The 16,212-nt window shown below is 50.1% G+C and carries 22 protein-coding genes and 1 riboswitch; of the genes, 6 read left to right on the top strand and 16 right to left on the bottom strand.

The genetic code is table 11. The annotated features are described in order from the left end of the window. Positions 1-30 precede the first annotated feature (30 nt). Positions 31-927 (bottom strand): lipoate--protein ligase family protein, encoded by an 897-nt coding sequence (locus KDC22_RS02790; protein ID WP_211722001.1) that lies wholly within the window; start codon positions 925-927, stop codon positions 31-33. Positions 928-1,124: 197 nt separating this feature from the next. Here KDC22_RS02790 and KDC22_RS02785 point away from each other — a divergent pair, with 197 nt between their 5' ends. Further along, a complete protein-coding gene (locus tag KDC22_RS02785) occupies positions 1,125-2,018 on the top strand; it encodes a CHAD domain-containing protein (RefSeq protein WP_211722000.1) in 894 nt (297 codons plus the stop codon). A gap of 160 nt (positions 2,019-2,178) precedes the next feature. Here the strand turns inward: KDC22_RS02785 and KDC22_RS02780 are convergent, their stop codons facing one another. From KDC22_RS02780 to KDC22_RS02765, 4 genes are all read right to left on the bottom strand, one after another. Next, a complete protein-coding gene (locus tag KDC22_RS02780) occupies positions 2,179-2,520 on the bottom strand; it encodes a thioredoxin family protein (protein WP_211721999.1) in 342 nt (113 codons plus the stop codon). A gap of 24 nt (positions 2,521-2,544) precedes the next feature. Beyond that, positions 2,545-2,910: a MerR family transcriptional regulator gene (locus KDC22_RS02775; RefSeq protein WP_211721998.1), complete on the bottom strand. Its 366-nt coding sequence runs from the start codon at positions 2,908-2,910 to the stop codon at positions 2,545-2,547. Positions 2,911-3,062: 152 nt separating this feature from the next. Continuing rightward, positions 3,063-3,698 carry a ThuA domain-containing protein gene (locus KDC22_RS02770; RefSeq protein WP_211721997.1) on the bottom strand — a complete coding sequence of 212 codons (636 nt, stop codon included), beginning with the start codon at positions 3,696-3,698 and terminating at the stop codon, positions 3,063-3,065. A gap of 43 nt (positions 3,699-3,741) precedes the next feature. Further along, positions 3,742-4,464: an SDR family NAD(P)-dependent oxidoreductase gene (locus KDC22_RS02765; RefSeq protein ID WP_211721996.1), complete on the bottom strand. Its 723-nt coding sequence runs from the start codon at positions 4,462-4,464 to the stop codon at positions 3,742-3,744. A gap of 228 nt (positions 4,465-4,692) precedes the next feature. On the opposite strand from KDC22_RS02765, the gene ytxJ reads away from it, so the two are divergent. From ytxJ to KDC22_RS02750, 3 genes are all read left to right on the top strand, one after another. After that, complete coding sequence (gene ytxJ, locus KDC22_RS02760; RefSeq protein ID WP_211721995.1) at positions 4,693-5,019, top strand: bacillithiol system redox-active protein YtxJ; 327 nt, start codon at positions 4,693-4,695, stop codon at positions 5,017-5,019. After that, positions 5,016-5,258 carry a glutaredoxin family protein gene (locus KDC22_RS02755; protein ID WP_173139213.1) on the top strand — a complete coding sequence of 81 codons (243 nt, stop codon included), beginning with the start codon at positions 5,016-5,018 and terminating at the stop codon, positions 5,256-5,258. The genes ytxJ and KDC22_RS02755 overlap by 4 nt, the downstream gene beginning before the upstream one ends. A 311-nt stretch (positions 5,259-5,569) precedes the next feature. Continuing rightward, positions 5,570-5,740, top strand: a riboswitch (cyclic di-AMP (ydaO/yuaA leader). A gap of 9 nt (positions 5,741-5,749) precedes the next feature. Then, entirely contained in the window at positions 5,750-6,208 is a 459-nt protein-coding gene (locus tag KDC22_RS02750) for a hypothetical protein (RefSeq protein ID WP_211721994.1), read from the top strand. Positions 6,209-6,252: 44 nt separating this feature from the next. Here KDC22_RS02750 and KDC22_RS02745 read toward each other — a convergent pair whose 3' ends face one another. The 3 genes from KDC22_RS02745 to KDC22_RS02735 all read right to left on the bottom strand — a co-directional run bounded on the left by KDC22_RS02745 (position 6,253) and on the right by KDC22_RS02735 (position 7,857). After that, a complete protein-coding gene (locus KDC22_RS02745) occupies positions 6,253-6,441 on the bottom strand; it encodes a hypothetical protein (protein ID WP_211721993.1) in 189 nt (62 codons plus the stop codon). A 76-nt stretch (positions 6,442-6,517) separates the two neighbouring features. Next, positions 6,518-7,150, bottom strand: coding sequence for a stalk domain-containing protein (locus KDC22_RS02740; protein WP_211721992.1), 633 nt, complete (start codon positions 7,148-7,150; stop codon positions 6,518-6,520). 23 nt (positions 7,151-7,173) lie between these two features. Then, complete coding sequence (locus KDC22_RS02735; RefSeq protein ID WP_211721991.1) at positions 7,174-7,857, bottom strand: hypothetical protein; 684 nt, start codon at positions 7,855-7,857, stop codon at positions 7,174-7,176. A gap of 203 nt (positions 7,858-8,060) precedes the next feature. Between KDC22_RS02735 and KDC22_RS02730 the strand changes: the two genes are divergently transcribed. After that, positions 8,061-8,810: a MerR family transcriptional regulator gene (locus KDC22_RS02730; RefSeq protein ID WP_211723866.1), complete on the top strand. Its 750-nt coding sequence runs from the start codon at positions 8,061-8,063 to the stop codon at positions 8,808-8,810. A gap of 172 nt (positions 8,811-8,982) precedes the next feature. Here KDC22_RS02730 and KDC22_RS02725 read toward each other — a convergent pair whose 3' ends face one another. Together KDC22_RS02725 and KDC22_RS02720 are read right to left on the bottom strand one after the other, a co-directional pair. Then, positions 8,983-9,681 carry an SDR family oxidoreductase gene (locus tag KDC22_RS02725; RefSeq protein WP_211721990.1) on the bottom strand — a complete coding sequence of 233 codons (699 nt, stop codon included), beginning with the start codon at positions 9,679-9,681 and terminating at the stop codon, positions 8,983-8,985. A 141-nt stretch (positions 9,682-9,822) separates the two neighbouring features. Then, positions 9,823-10,824 carry an NADP-dependent oxidoreductase gene (locus tag KDC22_RS02720; RefSeq protein WP_211721989.1) on the bottom strand — a complete coding sequence of 334 codons (1,002 nt, stop codon included), beginning with the start codon at positions 10,822-10,824 and terminating at the stop codon, positions 9,823-9,825. 184 nt (positions 10,825-11,008) lie between these two features. Here KDC22_RS02720 and KDC22_RS02715 point away from each other — a divergent pair, with 184 nt between their 5' ends. Beyond that, the gene (locus KDC22_RS02715; protein ID WP_211721988.1) at positions 11,009-11,557 is read left to right on the top strand and encodes a TetR/AcrR family transcriptional regulator; all 549 of its coding nucleotides are present in this window, start codon (positions 11,009-11,011) and stop codon (positions 11,555-11,557) included. Between the two features lie 107 nt (positions 11,558-11,664). Here the strand turns inward: KDC22_RS02715 and KDC22_RS02710 are convergent, their stop codons facing one another. The 6 genes from KDC22_RS02710 to KDC22_RS02685 are packed head-to-tail and all read right to left on the bottom strand — an operon-like array spanning position 11,665 to position 16,208. Next, positions 11,665-11,859: a hypothetical protein gene (locus tag KDC22_RS02710; RefSeq protein ID WP_173139199.1), complete on the bottom strand. Its 195-nt coding sequence runs from the start codon at positions 11,857-11,859 to the stop codon at positions 11,665-11,667. 40 nt (positions 11,860-11,899) lie between these two features. Beyond that, positions 11,900-13,189: an ABC transporter permease gene (locus KDC22_RS02705; RefSeq protein WP_211721987.1), complete on the bottom strand. Its 1,290-nt coding sequence runs from the start codon at positions 13,187-13,189 to the stop codon at positions 11,900-11,902. Beyond that, positions 13,182-14,084: an ABC transporter ATP-binding protein gene (locus tag KDC22_RS02700; RefSeq protein ID WP_211721986.1), complete on the bottom strand. Its 903-nt coding sequence runs from the start codon at positions 14,082-14,084 to the stop codon at positions 13,182-13,184. The genes KDC22_RS02705 and KDC22_RS02700 overlap by 8 nt, the downstream gene beginning before the upstream one ends. Before the next feature lie 3 nt (positions 14,085-14,087). Beyond that, a complete protein-coding gene (locus tag KDC22_RS02695) occupies positions 14,088-15,017 on the bottom strand; it encodes an ATP-binding cassette domain-containing protein (protein WP_211721985.1) in 930 nt (309 codons plus the stop codon). Between the two features lie 14 nt (positions 15,018-15,031). Next, a complete protein-coding gene (locus tag KDC22_RS02690; RefSeq protein WP_211723865.1) occupies positions 15,032-15,427 on the bottom strand; it encodes a GntR family transcriptional regulator in 396 nt (131 codons plus the stop codon). 52 nt (positions 15,428-15,479) lie between these two features. Next, positions 15,480-16,208 (bottom strand): hypothetical protein, encoded by a 729-nt coding sequence (locus KDC22_RS02685; RefSeq protein ID WP_173139192.1) that lies wholly within the window; start codon positions 16,206-16,208, stop codon positions 15,480-15,482. Between the last annotated feature and the right edge of the window lie 4 nt (positions 16,209-16,212).

The following is a 16,212-nucleotide window of genomic DNA, read 5'->3' as shown; positions in this document are numbered from 1 at the left end:
GGATGTCTTACCTTCAGCCGGTGCGCCGCTTCAGCGGGCGTACCTCTCCCGGAGGATACGCGCGGCCTCAAGCACCTGCGGATCACTGTACCGCAGGCTATAGCCTGTCTCCTGCTGCAATTGCTCCTCGGGCAGCAGCAGGGTCCCCCGGCTTGCAAGCACCTGCCGGATTCCTGCGGTGAATTCGGCCGCCGAAGCCGGGCCGCCCAGCTCAGCGAGCGCGGCGATGGTCTCCGGCCGCACGCGGGGATAATCCAGGGATTCATCGCCATCCGCTGCATCCATATAGAAGCGGCGGATGCGCTCTCCGCGCGCAAGCCCCGAGCCGGACACAATCACGAACGCGTGGACGAAGTACGCACTGCTCTGTCTGCGCTGGGCGATGCCGCAGAACTTGCGGCCGCCGATCGCCAGGTCGAAGTCACCGGGGCAATACGACCCGGTGACTTCTTCGGCCCGGATCAGCGCCGCTGCCTGCGGGTGGCTCACGGCTACCGCTTCGGTAATCACCGAAGCCAGCAGCCGGAAGTCATCGTGGAAATCAAGCTTCCCGGCTGGCTTCGGGAGCAGCAGGGATACGTTGATTACCCCCGTATCCAGGGGCACGGCAGCCCCTCCCGAATGGCGGACCGCCGTGCGGATGCCCTGCTGCTCAAGCGCCTGCATCGCCTCAGCCGCACGGGGCAGCTTACTGTCCCGCAGCCCGAGTGCTACACCGCCGGGATGACTCCACAGATGCAGCACCGGCGGAACCTTCCCGGCTCCGACATCACGGCACAGCACCTCTTCGAAGGCAAACGGGACCAGCATATCCTGCACGGATGCTGTTCCCTCTGCTTCACCGCCCGCATGCGTGAAGACAACCAGCTTCTCCGGCAGCCTTCCCGCCGCCCCGTTCTCCAGCACATTATAAGGTTCACTTCGCATTCCCATTCCCCCTAAGTCTCACTAATTAGTCATATTGTAACCGATCTCTCCCCCCTGCGGCATCCGCAGCAACGTCTAAATTCCAGATTTGAAATAGCTGCCCGGACCCGTTATCCTTATATAGATAAGAAGAATATACCAGCCATAAGATTCTCGCTTAAGTTCATGCTATACACAACCCCTAGGAGTGATGCCGCATGACCACCGAACAACAGGCAAAGGACAGGCAAGTGAGCAAGTCCAGACAATGGGAACAGGCCATGAACAAGCTGTATATTAACTTTCAGGACTACAGCAAGGATGCGCTGAACGGATTCAAAGACGAAGATATCCATCAGGCCAGAGTCAATAGCCGTAAACTGCTGACCCTCTTATCCATTCTTGATCCGGGCCACACCGTTACCGCAGAATTGTACAGCAGCCTTAAGCAGGCACAGAAGAAGCTTGGGAAGGTCCGGGATGCCGATGTACTGATCGCGTCGTTCAAGGCCCGGCGGAAGTCGGTCACAGAAGCGGGCGAACACAAGACGGCCAAGCTGCTGAAGGCGGTAATCGGGCACCAGAAGGATTCAAGGGAGACTTCCCGCAAGAAGCTGAAGAACAAGCTGCCCAAGCTGTCCGGCCGGACACTCGAAGCGCAGTGGAATACATTCATGGAGACCCAATTAGAGACGCTCGCAGCCAAAAAAGATGCCAATGTCGTCATGCGCGAGCTTGAAGTCGCCTTTGAACAAAAGAAAAAAGCCTGCAAGACCTTGTTCAAGGCTCCTGAAACGGAATGGAAGGAAGCCTTTGAGGCCCTTCATGAGCTGCGCATTGCAGCCAAAGAGCTGCGCTATACTGCGAATGCGGCCGCTTTTGCGCTGAATCAGAAATTCCATGCCCATGAAGCCCTCTATAAGGACATTCAAGAGCAGCTTGGAGTCATTAATGACAAGCGTGTCAGCCTTGAGACCCTGCAGTCCATTGGACGCGAACAACTGGATGTTGGCCCAAAAGTATGGGCAGCCTTCACCGATACGCTCCGCGCAGAGATAATGGAAGCCCTGTATCAGAACGAGGTTGTCCCTGTTAAACAGATTCCCAGATAGCGGCATCATCTTCCCTTCATACCCGGAAAAATTCAAAGGCAGGACCCCGCTGAAATCCTTGCGGGTCCTGCCTTTGTCTCTTGTGTTAGGTTAGAACGGGCCGCTGCCGTCCTCATGCGAAGAACTGTCCCGGCAGCTGCCCCGGGTCATCCTAGGTTGCTTAATGAGTGCTGCGCACTGCTCCAGCCACTTTGTTGAGCACACCCTGATACACGGATTTCGGCCGCAGGCCGACCAGCTTCTCGACGGGCTGTCCGCCGCTGTATACGATCACTGTCGGCATACTCATAACCCCGGCTTCCGATGCGAGCTCCGGCAGTTCATCGCAGTCCACCTTAATGATCCTCACATCATCCCCATACTCGGCGTTCAGCTCTTCCAGAATCGGCAGCAGGGTCCTGCAGGGTGGACACCAGGACGCACCGTAATCCACCAGTACCGTTCCGCCAGCCTGGAGCTGTTCACGCACAGCTCCGGCATTATCAGCAATTATCATAGCCATCTTAAGCTCCTCCTTCACTATCCGCTATTCTTCTTCGTTCTGCTGCTCTTGGAGAATTGAAGCCATCCGGTCCTGCAGATTCCGCTTGATCTGATTCAGCTCCGTCAGCTGGCGTTCAATCTCTTCCAGCTTGCTCCGGTACAGCGGCATCACTTCCGCACAGAAGGCCTCTTTGTTCTTGAGGACACAATGCAGGAATCCGGCAATCTCCTCTGTTGACAGACCCAGATTCAGATACAGCTTGATGGTCTCCACCGTATTCACGGCAAGCGGCGAATATTCACGGTAACCGTTATCCTGCCGAAGCGGCTGGATTAGTCCCTGACGTTCATAATATCGCAGTGAACGGACGCTTACGCCCGTAAGTGCGGCTAGCTCACCTATTTTCATGGCATTCTCCCGGGTTCATGAGAAATGGTCTGCGTTCAGTATAAACCCTGACACCAGTGTCAGGGTCAAGAGATTTTTGCCATAAATATTGCTTACACATATGGAATAACAGCAAAAAACCAGCCGAAGCATAGCTTAAGCTGGTCTCACTGCTACAGCAGCCCCGCTGCCCATAATCCGCCTCTGCGGATCATCCGGCGCAGCGGCTCTGACGAGAAGGAGGGCAGGTGATGCCCCGGCATCAGATAGACGACCCGGCCTGCTCCGAATTCATGACACCATGCAGCCTGTCTCATAGCTCCGTCATGAGGATACTCCAGAAGCACCGTGGTCTCGAAATAGGGATGCTGCTCGAAATAATAAGGCTCATCCTCTATGACAAAATCGCTGACTCCCTGCATAACCGGATGCTCCGGGGCAGCAACACTCATATGAAGTGCCGTATACGCCGGATGGTGGGTGAACCGGGCACCAAGCATCCCCCCAAGCTCCTGATTGCGCTGTAGAGAAATTCCGTTGTGCACTACGAGCAGCCCCCCGCCGCCAGCCACATAAGCGAGCAGCGCCCCGCTCTGTGCAGCGCACAATTTATCCTCGGAGAATTCTGTATAAGAGACCACCAGCTTACAATCAGCCAGCTCGTCCTTGTTCATCCGTCCATAGTCCTCCGTTGCGTCCACCCGGAACTCCGGTTCGAGCAGTTGCCCGATCTGGCGGTCTACCTCTTGGAAGGGATGATATTTCACTTCGGTATAGCTGCCGAACGCGAGCGCTTTGTAAGGAGACATAGTATGCGCACCTTTCTATGGTCAAATTAACAATTCTGCTATATTACCAGGGCCACAGGTTACCGTCCAGATCAATGTACACCGGTTCTTCGGCCAGATACAGCTTATGGTTATGGACGATCGTCATAATCTTGGCGGCGGATTCCTCAGGCGTAACAGGCGCTTCGATATCCTTCTCTCCATTCATGTAGGTCTGCAGCCAGCCGGGATGGAAGACCATCACCTGTCCGCCCATCCTGCGCAGATGATTATGCATCAGCGAAGATTGCATATTAAGCGCGGCCTTCGACATGGAGTAGCCATACATATTCATCCGCTTGTTCCGCCCGATGCTGCCGGCTTCCGAGGAGATATTAACCACCAGCCGCTGCCTGCCTTGCAGGAGCAACCCCATCAATGCATTGCTCACCCTTAGCGCACCCAGCGTATTCACGTTATAAATATGCGCCATCGCTTCATCATCCATATCCACGAGCACTGTAGCATCGTCCGACCGGTGGATAATCCCCGCATTATTAATAAGCATATCTATATGCCCTGTGCTTCCGGCAATACTCCGTGCGGCTTCCTTCACGCTCCCTGCATTGCCGATATCGAGAGGAACCAGCCGCAGGCGATCCGGGTATTGCGCTTTCAAAGCCTTCAATTCCTGAGAGTCAGGCACATACTGTCCGGCGAACACCGTGTACTTACTCTCCAAAAGAGAGCGGACAAGGTGAAATCCGAGTCCACGGTCCGCACCGGTCACACAAGCGACCCTTTTCATGAGCTCCCCCCTCGTATCTGCTTCATAACGCACCGAGCATAGTCCTCATCCTTCTCACATTAGCACGGCAATAAGCCGTTAACAACATCCCGCAAGGGAGGGGCAAGCCGGCTTAACTTTCTTTTGCTTTAATTTTGAACTATGTTACAATCAGGAATAATAGTTGTTAACAACACAATTGTTGGCAACAGGTTTCATTAAATCTTACCCCAGGAAGGTGATTCTAAGGTGTCTATTCAACAGATCCGTACCACGGATGAGCTACAGCAATATATCGGGCAGCCTGGCAAAAAACTGCTCTTCAAGCACAGCACAACCTGCCCGATCAGTGCCAAGGCCAATGAGGAATTCCGGGCCTACACACAGAATTCAGATACGCCTGCTGCCATTGTCCATGTGATTGAGGACCGCCCCGTCTCTAACCAGATTGCCGAGGAGCTTGGCATTAAGCATGAATCTCCGCAAATTTTCCTGCTGGAGGACAGCGAAGTCCGCTGGAACACCTCACACTGGAAGATTACCCAAAATGCCATAAAGGAAGCAGTGGAACAATGAGCGCGAACATTATTGTCTATTCCACCACCGGCTGCAGCGAATGCAATCAGGTGAAGCAGCTGCTGGAGAGTAAGGGTATTCCCTTCGAGGTCCGGGATGTCATGACCAGTGCCGTCTATCAGGAAGAAGTCGAGCAGCTGGGCTTCATGGGCATTCCAGTCACCGTATCCGGGGACCGGGCGGTTAAGGGCTTCAATCTCCCTGAGCTTCAGGAGCTTATGGAAGCTGCTGTGCTGTAATTGTCTTTACGTTAGGCCAAAAAGGTGCCTCCCTCTAAGCAGGGCGGCACCTTTTGTCTGTTAACTGGTGGCGCACAAGAGTATCCGCCTACGGGTAAAGCGCTTACGGCACGCTGCTGCCTGCGACAAAAATAAAAAACGGCGATTGAGTGAGATAACCAGTGATTATCGGCTACATATATGGTTTTAGATTCAAAACTGCGTAACCAGGCAGCAATTTATTGTAAATCCGGCGCAAAAGAACTCTTTTCCATTTTTACAAAGACAATCCTAAAAGTGTATGATTCGTGTTGAAAGTTACATTGTGAAATCATACATGCACGCTGAATTTCCGCCAAGCGGAAAACGGGGGAACCATTAGGCCGCAGGCCTTACTTGGGGTGAATCCGAAAGGAGACTACCATTGCGCAGTCTCTGGCAGGCAGGGCGACTCTCACCGTCCGAATCCGACAGCTAACCCCGTAAGCGTAAAGAGAGAAGGAACGTGTACCATGCCAGACCTGTTATCGCCCAAGGCAGCTAATACTGCCGGATTCAAACATTATGTCGAGCAATACAGCGGACCCGTCTATGCTCTCAGCTGCCTGCTGCTGGAGAAGGGTGCCCGCGCGGATCAAGCCGCAGCCGCTACCTTCGCGTCGCTCTATGAGCTATGGCTGAAAGGAAGCCTCCCGCAAGGGAAGGCTGGCTCCCCGGCCGCTTACAAGGAGTGTATCCGCCAATGCTCCACCCTTGCCCAGGAGCGCAGCCACTGCACCTCTGCCCTGCTTAGCTGGGAGGATCAGATTGCCAGTGCCTTATGGTACGGCCTCCAGCTTCCCCTTTCCGACATCAGCCAGATCCTCCAGCATAACGTCCCCGAGCTGAAAGCCCAGCTTAGAGGGATACGCAAACAAATGGCGGCCGCGCATTCAACAATGCCCGCTGTCCACCGCCCTTCGGCGGGATAAGGCGGGAGATGACGGGGGGCGGATGGTGTGAAGTGCCCCTCAAATCAGCTTTTGCCCTTACCGCCCTTGGCGAACCGCCAGAAGGCCATGCAGCAGCCGAGCAGTCCAACGCCCAGCAGAATGGTCTGTAAAGCCCCCAGCCAAGCGGATTTATCCGATGGGATCAGGCTGCTGATAATAATTAACAGAATCGAGACCGCGACCAGCACGGGGGTTCGTCTACTTTTCTTCACAACAAGTCACCACTCCTAACTACTAATAGTACTAAGGTACACTATCTGACGGAGTTTAACCATAATGATTCACTAATTAAATACCAAAGCTTGTTCCAGGGAATAACGTATACCGATCCAAATATTTAGTGGATTTAGGCACTACTTTTACCGATTTAATTTTGTTGTTTTCAAAGATAAAATCCCATTTTTCTACCTTCACCTTATAATCATCCTCTGCAGTCACTCGTTGAACGATTCTGACAGTAAGTCCAATCTCTGATCTTGCAACTACTTTCATATCTACAATGGTTGCCAAATTATAAGTTCCCCCGGGAAAAGATTCTTTGTAGATATCCGTTTTAAAGCTGGGGGCCACTAAAGCATTAGCCTCCGCAACCGACCTCTCGTCATAGGCCATAATCCACTTAAACGCTAAATTTCGCCCAAATACATAGGCCGTAGCACTCGTTTCCATTTTGAAGTTTGGATCTGAATCTACGTATACATTTTTAGCTTTGTTATCCCACTGAATATCGGCACCAAGTCCCTCCGACACTGCACGAATCGGGATGTAAACCGAACCATCAATTATTTTTGGCTGTAGGCTTGATTTGACTTGATTACCATTGACAAAAATTTTAGGCACCGCAGTTGCTGCATAAGCCCCCGCACTGAAAATAGTAGTAAAAAGAGCTGCACTAATTCCAATCTTTGTCCAACGTTTCATTATCAATCGCCTCCAAATAGATTTTATTTAGCATGAAGTTTATAAGAATATTTTTTCTCATTATAAGTAAACTGGATGGAGTCGATTGATGGTTTGTTAAGCGAATAATTTTGGACTTTTTCCTTTTTGTCGGTTGAAATATTATAAACATAAACTTCGTAGCTATCACTACCATCTGCATTTCCTGGAATTACAGAAACAGATACATATAGTCTTTCTTTTTCATCAACTGCATAACTATAAGCTTTGCCTCCCGTTGAATGAAACTCTAGGATTTCTTTATTTGAGGTAGGATTGTCTATTCTCATCACCCATACCTGTTGTCTTAATGGCTGAGCTCCATCAGAAAATACAGATGAAGTATGATAAATAATGTAATCTCCTAATCCAAAAACTTCATCCACTACTAAATTAGCTTCCCCGTCATGCAAAGGTAAAGTAAATAACTTTTTGGCCCTATCTATACGCAGTGTTTTTTCATTAGGAGAACTTAAGTAGAAGGAGAATGGTTCAGGTGATGGTGACCAAACAATACCCTCAGAGGTTTTTATGGCGAAATTATACTTTTCCGTGTTTATATTATTTAAAGAATTTCCTGAAATATTAGTATTATTTTTAGATGGTATTGAATCCTTGCTATTACAGGCTGAAATAAGTAAGGTGCATGCAAGTAAATTTATAAATACATGCAATTTATTTTTTTCCATCTTATAAACTCCTTTGAAACTTATTTTATAGATAACAATATTATACAGAATTAGTGTTTTTATCAATTAATATTTCTTTTAAAGTTTGCAATAAATCATGTGCGTAGGTGGAGGACGGTTTGAAGCAGTTGAATGGATAAAAATAGACTTGACTCTCCTCTTAGGGAAGACAATAAGCTACTTAATGAAGGGAGGAATGAGCAATATTGTACACGGTAAAAGAAGTATCAGCACTGTCCAATGTTACAATCAAAACGCTTCATCATTATCACAAGATCGGTCTTCTCTTGCCTGGCAAGTTAAGTGAAGCTGGATACCGATTGTATGGATCAAAAGAGCTGGAACGTTTGCAAGAGATTCTATTTTACAGAGAATTGGATTTTTCCTTAGATCAAATCAAGGAAATGATGGAACATCATTCAGACCGGCTATCCATTCTTTCGCAGCAGGAGGAGTTGCTTCTCAGCCGCAAAAACAGGTTGGATACCATTGTTCAAACATTACGTAAATCCATTGGATGTATTAAGGAGGGTGAAACTATGGATAACAAGGAAATGTTTAAAGGTTTTGAAACCGAGGAACAGTGGAATACAGCGCTGACCGGGCAAAATCAATATTTGAAGGAATCGTATGGGATGGATTCATTCGAGGTTGTCCCTGAGGATGTTCAGGAAATAAATGAGCAAGCAGTTGAAGCCATGACATTCATGAATGAAATGGCAAGATCATTAAGAGAAGGCATTAAGCATAGTGATGAGAAAATAGTAAATCTGATTCGAAACCATCTTGAGTTTATGAATAATCATGGCCATAAAACATCGGCTAAGGATTTTGCAGCGCAGACTCAATTTTTCCTAAGTGATGACTTTCATCTTAAGATGCTTGAAGGTCAACAAACTGGGTTAGCTTATTATCTTTCTGCAGCGGCAGAGTCGTTTGTAGCAACATTATAAACATAATCCGTCAGAACAAAAATCCCGATGGTTGGCCAGATTGGTCATCATCGGGATTCTTGTATGCTTTTCCTTCGGCCAAGGCCTTCTCCGTCATGGATCCCTCCAAGAGGTGTTCCAGGTAAAATACGAAGCCCGCTCTTTCTGCGCCGCTGCTACTGCGAAGTCGTGATTAGGACAGATGCGGGTAGAGGGCGGAAACGCCGCCTGCAAGTCCGGCTTGGATCATCCGGCTGGTATCGTCGGCAAGAATTTCAAAGCTGCCGGCTGCTATGCCGTCAATAGCTATTTTCGCAATATCCGAAGGGTTCGATTTGGGAGCATCCAGGCCGGCTGTCATGTCTGTCTCCATATAACCCACATGTAAGCCTGCTACTCTAATATGACGGGGATACAGATTCAAACGAAGATCGTTCGTCAGCGCCCATGCTGCAGCCTTCGCAGCTGTGTAGGCACCGGCAGCTCCGCCACTGAACCAGGATAAGGCGGAAAGAATATTCAGAACCGATCCTCCCCCGTTGTTCTCGATGACTGGTGCAAAAGCGCGAACCATGGATAACGTACCGAAGAAATGCGTATTCAATTCCAGCTGGATTTGCTCCACATCCCCTTCCAGCAAAGAAGCGCCTGTAGATGATCCTGCATTGTTGATCAGAATTGTAACATCCTTAGCCAGGCTGGCTGCTGCCGCTACCTCTTGAGGGTTGGTTACATCAAGCTTTACAGGGGTAACCCCTGGAATATTCACGGTCTCCAGATTTCTTGCTCCCGCGTAGACCTTAGCCCCTCTAGCTAGAAGTTCAAGCGTAAGCTGGCGGCCAAGCCCCCGGTTTGCTCCAGTAACAAATGCGACTTGTTCAGAAATGTTCATGGGTTCCGCTCCTCTTTTTAAGAATGATCGTTCTAGAAAATGCACAAGAAATGATATAATAACCTAATCTCATCATGCAATGATGTCCTATAAATTCAATATAACATATTGAGAACGATCGGTAAATAATTATATAAATATTTAAAATCGGATTACCACTTTCCCTTGGGGGTGACCTGTAGCAACCAGATTTATAGCTTCATTAATATCTTCAATGTGGAACTCCCGGGCGTCTACCGCAGGTATAATTTGGTTCTCTTCAATAATCTTTGTGATTTGCCGTAATTGTTCTCCATCACTGCGTACAAATACGAAATGATATTCAATCCTCTTCTTCTTGGCTTTGTGATCATACTTAGCCCCAGCAATACTGAACAGCTTTTGCTTCCAACCTGCCAAGCCCATAGTTTTGGCGAATCGTTTGTTTGGCCCGGTCCGTAGAGAAAGAAGATGGCCGCCTGGTTTAATAATAGAGAGTTCGCGGTCAAATTCACCCGGTCCCAAGGTATCAATCACATAATCAAGATCATGAAGCCGTTCCCAGTAATTCTCCGCCTTGTAATCAATGTATTGATCAGCTCCCGCGGCCATTGTACGTTCACGCGCCTGTGGACTTCCGCTGACGATGACCTTCAGCCCCATGCTTTTAGCGATAGGAACAGCCATTTGGCCAAATGAACCAGAGCCTCCTGGAATGAACACACTTTCGCCAGCTTGGGCAGCTAACTCCTCATGCAGGCTTTGATAGGCTGTCAATCCTGTTAAAGGCGCAGCCGCACCGGTTACAAAATCCAGATTACCCGGCAAGTGAGCAACAGCCCCTACATGAATCGCCGCATATTCGGCAAACGCTCCAATCTTTCGCAGCGGCAGGCGGGAGTAAATGGCATCACCCACTTTGAAGCCAGCGACTTTCTTACCCATCTTCTCAACAACACCTGTGAGTTCGTTACCAAGGGTCAAGGGGAACTCATAGTCCTGGATTAACTTCACGCTTCCGGTAGCGATGAGCAGCTCCAAGTGGTTAACCGCCGCCGCCTTTACTTTAACCAAAACTTCGTAATCACTTATTTCCGGGACTGGAATATCGCGCACTTCAACTTGAAACGATTTGGAATATTTGGTGATCTGTGCCGCCTTCATAATTAATACCCTCCTATCCGCAAGATCTCAAGTAACATTTAAGATGATTTGTAACTTGCATGCCAAGCATAAGACCGGGAGTTACAAAAGTCAACATTTGTTACTGTGTTTTTGTGTGCTAAACTATAAGTGGATATCACTAATTAACGAAAGAAGGGTTGGCAGCACTCACCTGCCACAACAAATGGCTAAAATCACACAGGAGCTTATTATTGAAACTGCCGAGACATTAATTGAGCGTACGGAAAAATCTGAGGTGACGCTCTCTCAAATAGCGGATGAATTGAACATCACCCACGCTGCACTCTATAAACATTTCAAAAACAAACAAGAACTCTGGGCGGCTGTAGCTAAGAACTGGTTCAACCGGATGATTTCAGAGCAAATCCGTATAAACATGACTAATACCGCCTCCCCGCAGGAAGTGCTCCACAATTGGCTATGGGCATTTGTGAATGCCAAAAAGCGTGCTTATAATGAGAATCCCCAAATGTTCGCCTTGAATACACAATATGTGGACAGTAATCCTTTGGTATTACGTGATGTGCTTTGGGATTCTTATCAAATCATTGATGGTTTCATGGAATATCATGATCCTCAATTTGAGCGGGCAGAGGCCATTCTATCTGCGTTTGCAGTGTTTAGTCTCCCCTCTTTTAAAGAATCCTGGAATTCACCAGACTACCAAGAACGGTTTGAACGCATCTGGAGTTTAATCAAACAGGGGGTTTGAATTCTGGAGGGGATGGCTGAATATACAACAGGGAGCAGTTACCTGAGGTAACTGCTCCCTGTTGTATTGCCCGGAAGGCCGTAGCGGATTTTTGCTGCCAAAAGTCCTTACTGTTCCCTACGTTTATTAAATCTGCCAAGAGTTACGATTGTCATCATCATTCCCACAATTCCAATGCCTGTTAGTACTCCCTGCGAGAAATCCATCACACTGCTTCCGTTAGACTGAATGACTTGACCAGCAACAATCGCTGAGAAAGAGGCCAGGAACAGCATCACTGAATTTTGTTGTTGTTTATTCATTTTCTCCACTTCCTTGTCAAAGTTAATAATCTGTCCAACCCTAAATCTTATAAGCCTTCATAGCCTTTCTAATTTCCTTAATACTAGGGCGCTTGCCGTACATCAGGACGCCGGTGCGGTAGATCTTGGCGGCAAGCCAGCCGAAGATGAAGGTGGTGACCAGCAGGATTAACAGTGAGACCATGATCTCCCAGAAGGCTACATGCCCGACACCGATCCGCAGCAGCAGGCTGAGTGGTGAGGTGAAGGGAACGAAGCTGGCTACCTTAACCAGTAGGGTATCCGGGTTCGAGATGCTGAACAGCGGCAGGTAGAAGCTGACGAAGCCCACCATCATGACCGGCATCACCGCCTGTCCCAGGTCCTCTGTCCGGCTGACAATCGAACCGACAGCCGCATACATCAGAGCGTACAGGAAGTAACCCAGGATATACAGGATGAAGCCATACACCAGAATTCCGGCATTCAGTTGTCCCAGATCCAGATTGAAGTCGGTCAGAATGCTGGAATTATGCGGCAGCATCAGGTTGAGAGCAATACTGGCCGAGATAATGGCGATCTGCAGCAGGCCGACGAGGAAGATCCCGATCACCTTGCCGAACATCTGTGTCAATGGGGATGCGCTGGTGATGAGAATCTCCATGATGCGCGAGCTTTTCTCCGAGGTAATCTCAGCGGCAATCATGTTGCCTGTCATCATCACGGACATGAAGAACAGCATCAGCAGGACGTAGACCACGACATAATTGATCACCGGCTTGACTTCATCCTGATCTGTACCACCCGCTCCTCCCGTGGCACTGAGCTGTTCTGTATCAAACGAGACCGGAGCAAATATAGCAGCTACCTGGCTCTCCGTCAGCTTGTCACCGACAATCAGTCCGGTATTCACCTGCTGCAAAGCGGCTTGAAGATTCGTTCTTAATTCGCTGTCGATCTCTCCGTCTTTGCTGTGATACGTAACCGGAGGCACCCCTACACTGCCCTTGTCGGCAAAGGTAAGATACCCCTCAATCTTCTCATCCGCCAGCCCTTGCTTAAGTGCAGCATCCTCTGCGGAAGGATAGGCCGTAAATATGACTTTGTCCTCGGCTTGAGCCGGTGGTGTATAGGCCATAAGCAGCTCCGCAGGCTGGAAGCCCTGCGCGGCAACGATTCCGATCTGTGTAGCCTCCTTGGCGCCATTTTCTCCGTTGAACACCTTGATCAGATAAGGAATATTCATCCCGATGCTCAGCAGGAGCACCAGAATCAAGGTGGTAATCATAAAGGATTTCGTTCTTACCTTGTTCTTGAATGTGAAATTGATAATGCTGCCCATTTTATTCATTGGATTCACCCACCGCTCTGATAAAGATTTGGTTTAGTGTCGGTTCCTTAATCTCGAAATGCTCTACCTCACCTTGAGCCATAGCCAGCTGCAGAATGCGCTGCGCCGCTCCGATCTCACTGATTGACAGCAGATATCCCCGTTCCTGACGCTCCACTCTGGTAACTCCGGCGATCTCCGCAAGTCCGTTCACTTCCCCGGTGGTCCGCAGTGCGACCTGCTCGCGCGGGTACCCCTTCTTAATCTCACGGATATCGCCCTGGACTACGGTGTTCGAGCGGTCAAGAATCGTAATATTGCGGCATAACTCCTCTACATGCTCCATCCGGTGGGTGGAGAAAAGAATACTCGTCCCCGAATCCCGCATCTCTCTGACCGTATCCTTCAGCAGCTCCACATTCACCGGATCGAGGCCGCTGAAGGCTTCATCCAGAATCAGAATCTTCGGCTTATGGACGACAGCTGCGACGAAGCCCATTTTTTGCTGATTCCCCTTGGATAACTCCTCAATCTTCTTATTGTAATATTCAGGAACATCGAACCGCTCCAGCCAGTAACGCAGGCTCTTATCCGCCTCACTTGCCGACATGCCGCGCAGCCGGGCCAGATAAATAATCTGGTCGCTTACCTTAACCTTCGGGTACAGTCCCCGCTCCTCCGGAAGATAACCCATCAGATGCTGAAGCTCCGCACTATACGGCTTGCCGTTATAGAGGATGCTGCCTTCATCCGGGTAGATCAGACCGAGCACCATGCGCATGGTCGTTGTTTTGCCGGCGCCGTTCGCACCCAGCAGGCCATAAATTTCGCCTTGCTCCACCTTCAGACTGATTCCGTTGACTGCGGTCTTCTCACCGTACTGCTTCACTACCTGTTCCAACTGCAATGCTTCCATTCCTTATTCCCCTCTCTTCTGGTCGATCAGAACCGGACGATGTCCCCGGGTCCATAAGCTTAGGATTTCATCCAGCTCCAGGCTGCGGTTCTTCAGTACCTTTACGCCCAAATCCTGGATGCGTTTCTCATACAGATAAATTTGCTGGGTCAACAATGAGGCCACACCCGGCGTCTCCAGCTTCAGCTCCAGCGCCTGCGGCAGTTCGGCTGCCAGTTCCCGCAGTTCCTGCTCTCCCTCAATTTGAACCCATATCTCACTCCATGAACCAAACAGACTGTCCTTCTCGGTCATTCCCATCAGTTGTCCCTGGTGCATCAGCACGATATAATCTGCCAGCCGCCGGACCTCTTCAACAATATGGGTCGAGATGATGATCGTGGCCTCGTGTTCATCCATGTATCTCTGCAGCGTCTCAATCATGATCTTCCAGGCAAAAGGGTCCAGGCCCGAAGACGGCTCATCCAGCAGCAGCAGACGGGGCTTCGCCGCCAGCGCAGCGGCAATCTCGAACTTGCGGCGCTCGCCCTTGGACATCTTGCCCAGTCTGGCGTTGTGCGGCACTTCAAACTTCCCGATCAGCTCCTCGAAGTATCCCTGGTCCCAGGAAGGATACCAGTGACGGCGGAATTCTGCAGCCTCAGCGGCTGTCCAGAAGTTCTCCTCACTCTGGGATACCTCCGGCACATAAGCCATTTGCTGGCGGAGCTTCAGCGGCAACCCGTCCACGTAAGTTTCCCCGAACCAGCGGACCTCACCCTCTCCAGGGAAACTGAGCTGCATCAGCAGGTGCAGCAGAGTGCTTTTGCCGGAGCCGTTCTGGCCTACCAGTGCAGTGATGTATCCCTGCGGCAGGCTAACATTAAGCGGCCCTATCGTCTTATGCCGCCGCTTCTTGCAGACATTCCGCAGCTCTACAGCTTGCTCTACCATGAGCTTCTCCCCCTTCATTCCCGTTTGCCGTATTTGTGCTTCACAATCTCTGTAAACATCACTGTCAGTTCTTCCTCACTGCAATGGACGGACAAGCCCGCATCGACGGCACTCTCCAGCGCCTTACGGATCACATCCTGCTTATAGCCCTCCATGGTACCGTCCCCTACATGGGATACGAAGGTGCCCGTTCCCTGTCTCGTCCGCAGCAGACCTTCATTCTCCAGATCCTGATAGACACGGCGGACTGTAATTACGCTGCACTTCAGATCACCCGCCAATTCGCGGATCGAAGGAAGCAGTGTCCCTTCTGTGATCGTGCCCGAGATAATCAGCGATCTTAGCTGCGTCTCGATCTGATGGTATAACGGCTCTGCGCTGTTCTCATTGATTTGAATGGGTATCCACATCATTCACACCCGCCTTCCAGGCCCGGTCCCCGGATGATCGCCATGCCCCGTCTCATACGAGATCACGGCTCTTCAGCCGGTGAATCGTCCATTTGGAGAACAACTGAAGCGATACTAGGCCAAGCACCAGCGCGCCCCACATCAACGGAGACCCTAGCCCCCACTCCTTGGAGACAGCCGCACTTGCAAGCATCATATTACCTCCAGCCAGATAGACCAGCCCTGTAGCGCCTATCGCCAGGATCATGATGATAGCCATGGACCAGAAATAGGCTTTGCCGCTGACGGAGAACTCAATCACAATGTACAGCCCGGAGACCAGCAGACTGAAGCCGACCCAGGTGAAGGTGAAGGCAAGATACGCTGGCACCGGCAGCTCACTGCGTATCCCCGGGCTGAGCCAGTAGATTAAGCTGAAGTACAGCGTGCCGTTCAAGGCAATGGCGAACAGCGCGTTCAGCTTTCTTTTGCACAGGATAACCTCAACCGGCACTGGCAAAGCACGCATATACGCCAGCATCCGGGTGTAAGAATCTTCAGACAGATATTTCATCGTCCGCCGGGAGAAGCTGATGCTGAGCATCAGAATCATAGTAATCATTAGAACATCGCTTAGCATCCGCACTGTACTTCCGGTGAGCGTATCGTCAATGACCATTCCGGTAATCGCCGAGAAATATCCCATGAACACCATGGAGAACAGCAGTGCCCAGAGCAGCTTCAGCCGGTCGCCGTGAAATTCACTGCGTACGATAACCCAAGCATGCTTCAACGTTGTCATAACC

Source organism: Paenibacillus tritici (genome assembly GCF_018207515.1).
Classification (GTDB): Bacteria; Bacillota; Bacilli; order Paenibacillales; family Paenibacillaceae; genus Paenibacillus_AQ; species Paenibacillus_AQ tritici.
Note: the sequence above shows the minus strand (reverse complement) of the source record. Positions and strands in the feature narration are given on the sequence as shown.

What these genes read in the sequence shown, in the direction of transcription:
- KDC22_RS02790 (WP_211722001.1), bottom strand. Translation starts at nt 927, where the DNA reads ATGCGAAGTGAACCTTATAATGTGCTGGAGAACGGGGCGGCGGGAAGG.
- KDC22_RS02785 (WP_211722000.1), top strand. Translation starts at nt 1,125, where the DNA reads ATGACCACCGAACAACAGGCAAAGGACAGGCAAGTGAGCAAGTCCAGA.
- KDC22_RS02780 (WP_211721999.1), bottom strand. Translation starts at nt 2,520, where the DNA reads ATGGCTATGATAATTGCTGATAATGCCGGAGCTGTGCGTGAACAGCTC.
- KDC22_RS02775 (WP_211721998.1), bottom strand. Translation starts at nt 2,910, where the DNA reads ATGAAAATAGGTGAGCTAGCCGCACTTACGGGCGTAAGCGTCCGTTCA.
- KDC22_RS02770 (WP_211721997.1), bottom strand. Translation starts at nt 3,698, where the DNA reads ATGTCTCCTTACAAAGCGCTCGCGTTCGGCAGCTATACCGAAGTGAAA.
- KDC22_RS02765 (WP_211721996.1), bottom strand. Translation starts at nt 4,464, where the DNA reads ATGAAAAGGGTCGCTTGTGTGACCGGTGCGGACCGTGGACTCGGATTT.
- KDC22_RS02755 (WP_173139213.1), top strand. Translation starts at nt 5,016, where the DNA reads ATGAGCGCGAACATTATTGTCTATTCCACCACCGGCTGCAGCGAATGC.
- KDC22_RS02750 (WP_211721994.1), top strand. Translation starts at nt 5,750, where the DNA reads ATGCCAGACCTGTTATCGCCCAAGGCAGCTAATACTGCCGGATTCAAA.
- KDC22_RS02740 (WP_211721992.1), bottom strand. Translation starts at nt 7,150, where the DNA reads ATGAAACGTTGGACAAAGATTGGAATTAGTGCAGCTCTTTTTACTACT.
- KDC22_RS02735 (WP_211721991.1), bottom strand. Translation starts at nt 7,857, where the DNA reads ATGGAAAAAAATAAATTGCATGTATTTATAAATTTACTTGCATGCACC.
- KDC22_RS02725 (WP_211721990.1), bottom strand. Translation starts at nt 9,681, where the DNA reads ATGAACATTTCTGAACAAGTCGCATTTGTTACTGGAGCAAACCGGGGG.
- KDC22_RS02720 (WP_211721989.1), bottom strand. Translation starts at nt 10,824, where the DNA reads ATGAAGGCGGCACAGATCACCAAATATTCCAAATCGTTTCAAGTTGAA.
- KDC22_RS02715 (WP_211721988.1), top strand. Translation starts at nt 11,009, where the DNA reads ATGGCTAAAATCACACAGGAGCTTATTATTGAAACTGCCGAGACATTA.
- KDC22_RS02710 (WP_173139199.1), bottom strand. Translation starts at nt 11,859, where the DNA reads ATGAATAAACAACAACAAAATTCAGTGATGCTGTTCCTGGCCTCTTTC.
- KDC22_RS02705 (WP_211721987.1), bottom strand. Translation starts at nt 13,189, where the DNA reads ATGAATAAAATGGGCAGCATTATCAATTTCACATTCAAGAACAAGGTA.
- KDC22_RS02700 (WP_211721986.1), bottom strand. Translation starts at nt 14,084, where the DNA reads ATGGAAGCATTGCAGTTGGAACAGGTAGTGAAGCAGTACGGTGAGAAG.
- KDC22_RS02695 (WP_211721985.1), bottom strand. Translation starts at nt 15,017, where the DNA reads ATGGTAGAGCAAGCTGTAGAGCTGCGGAATGTCTGCAAGAAGCGGCGG.
- KDC22_RS02690 (WP_211723865.1), bottom strand. Translation starts at nt 15,427, where the DNA reads ATGTGGATACCCATTCAAATCAATGAGAACAGCGCAGAGCCGTTATAC.
- KDC22_RS02685 (WP_173139192.1), bottom strand. Translation starts at nt 16,208, where the DNA reads ATGACAACGTTGAAGCATGCTTGGGTTATCGTACGCAGTGAATTTCAC.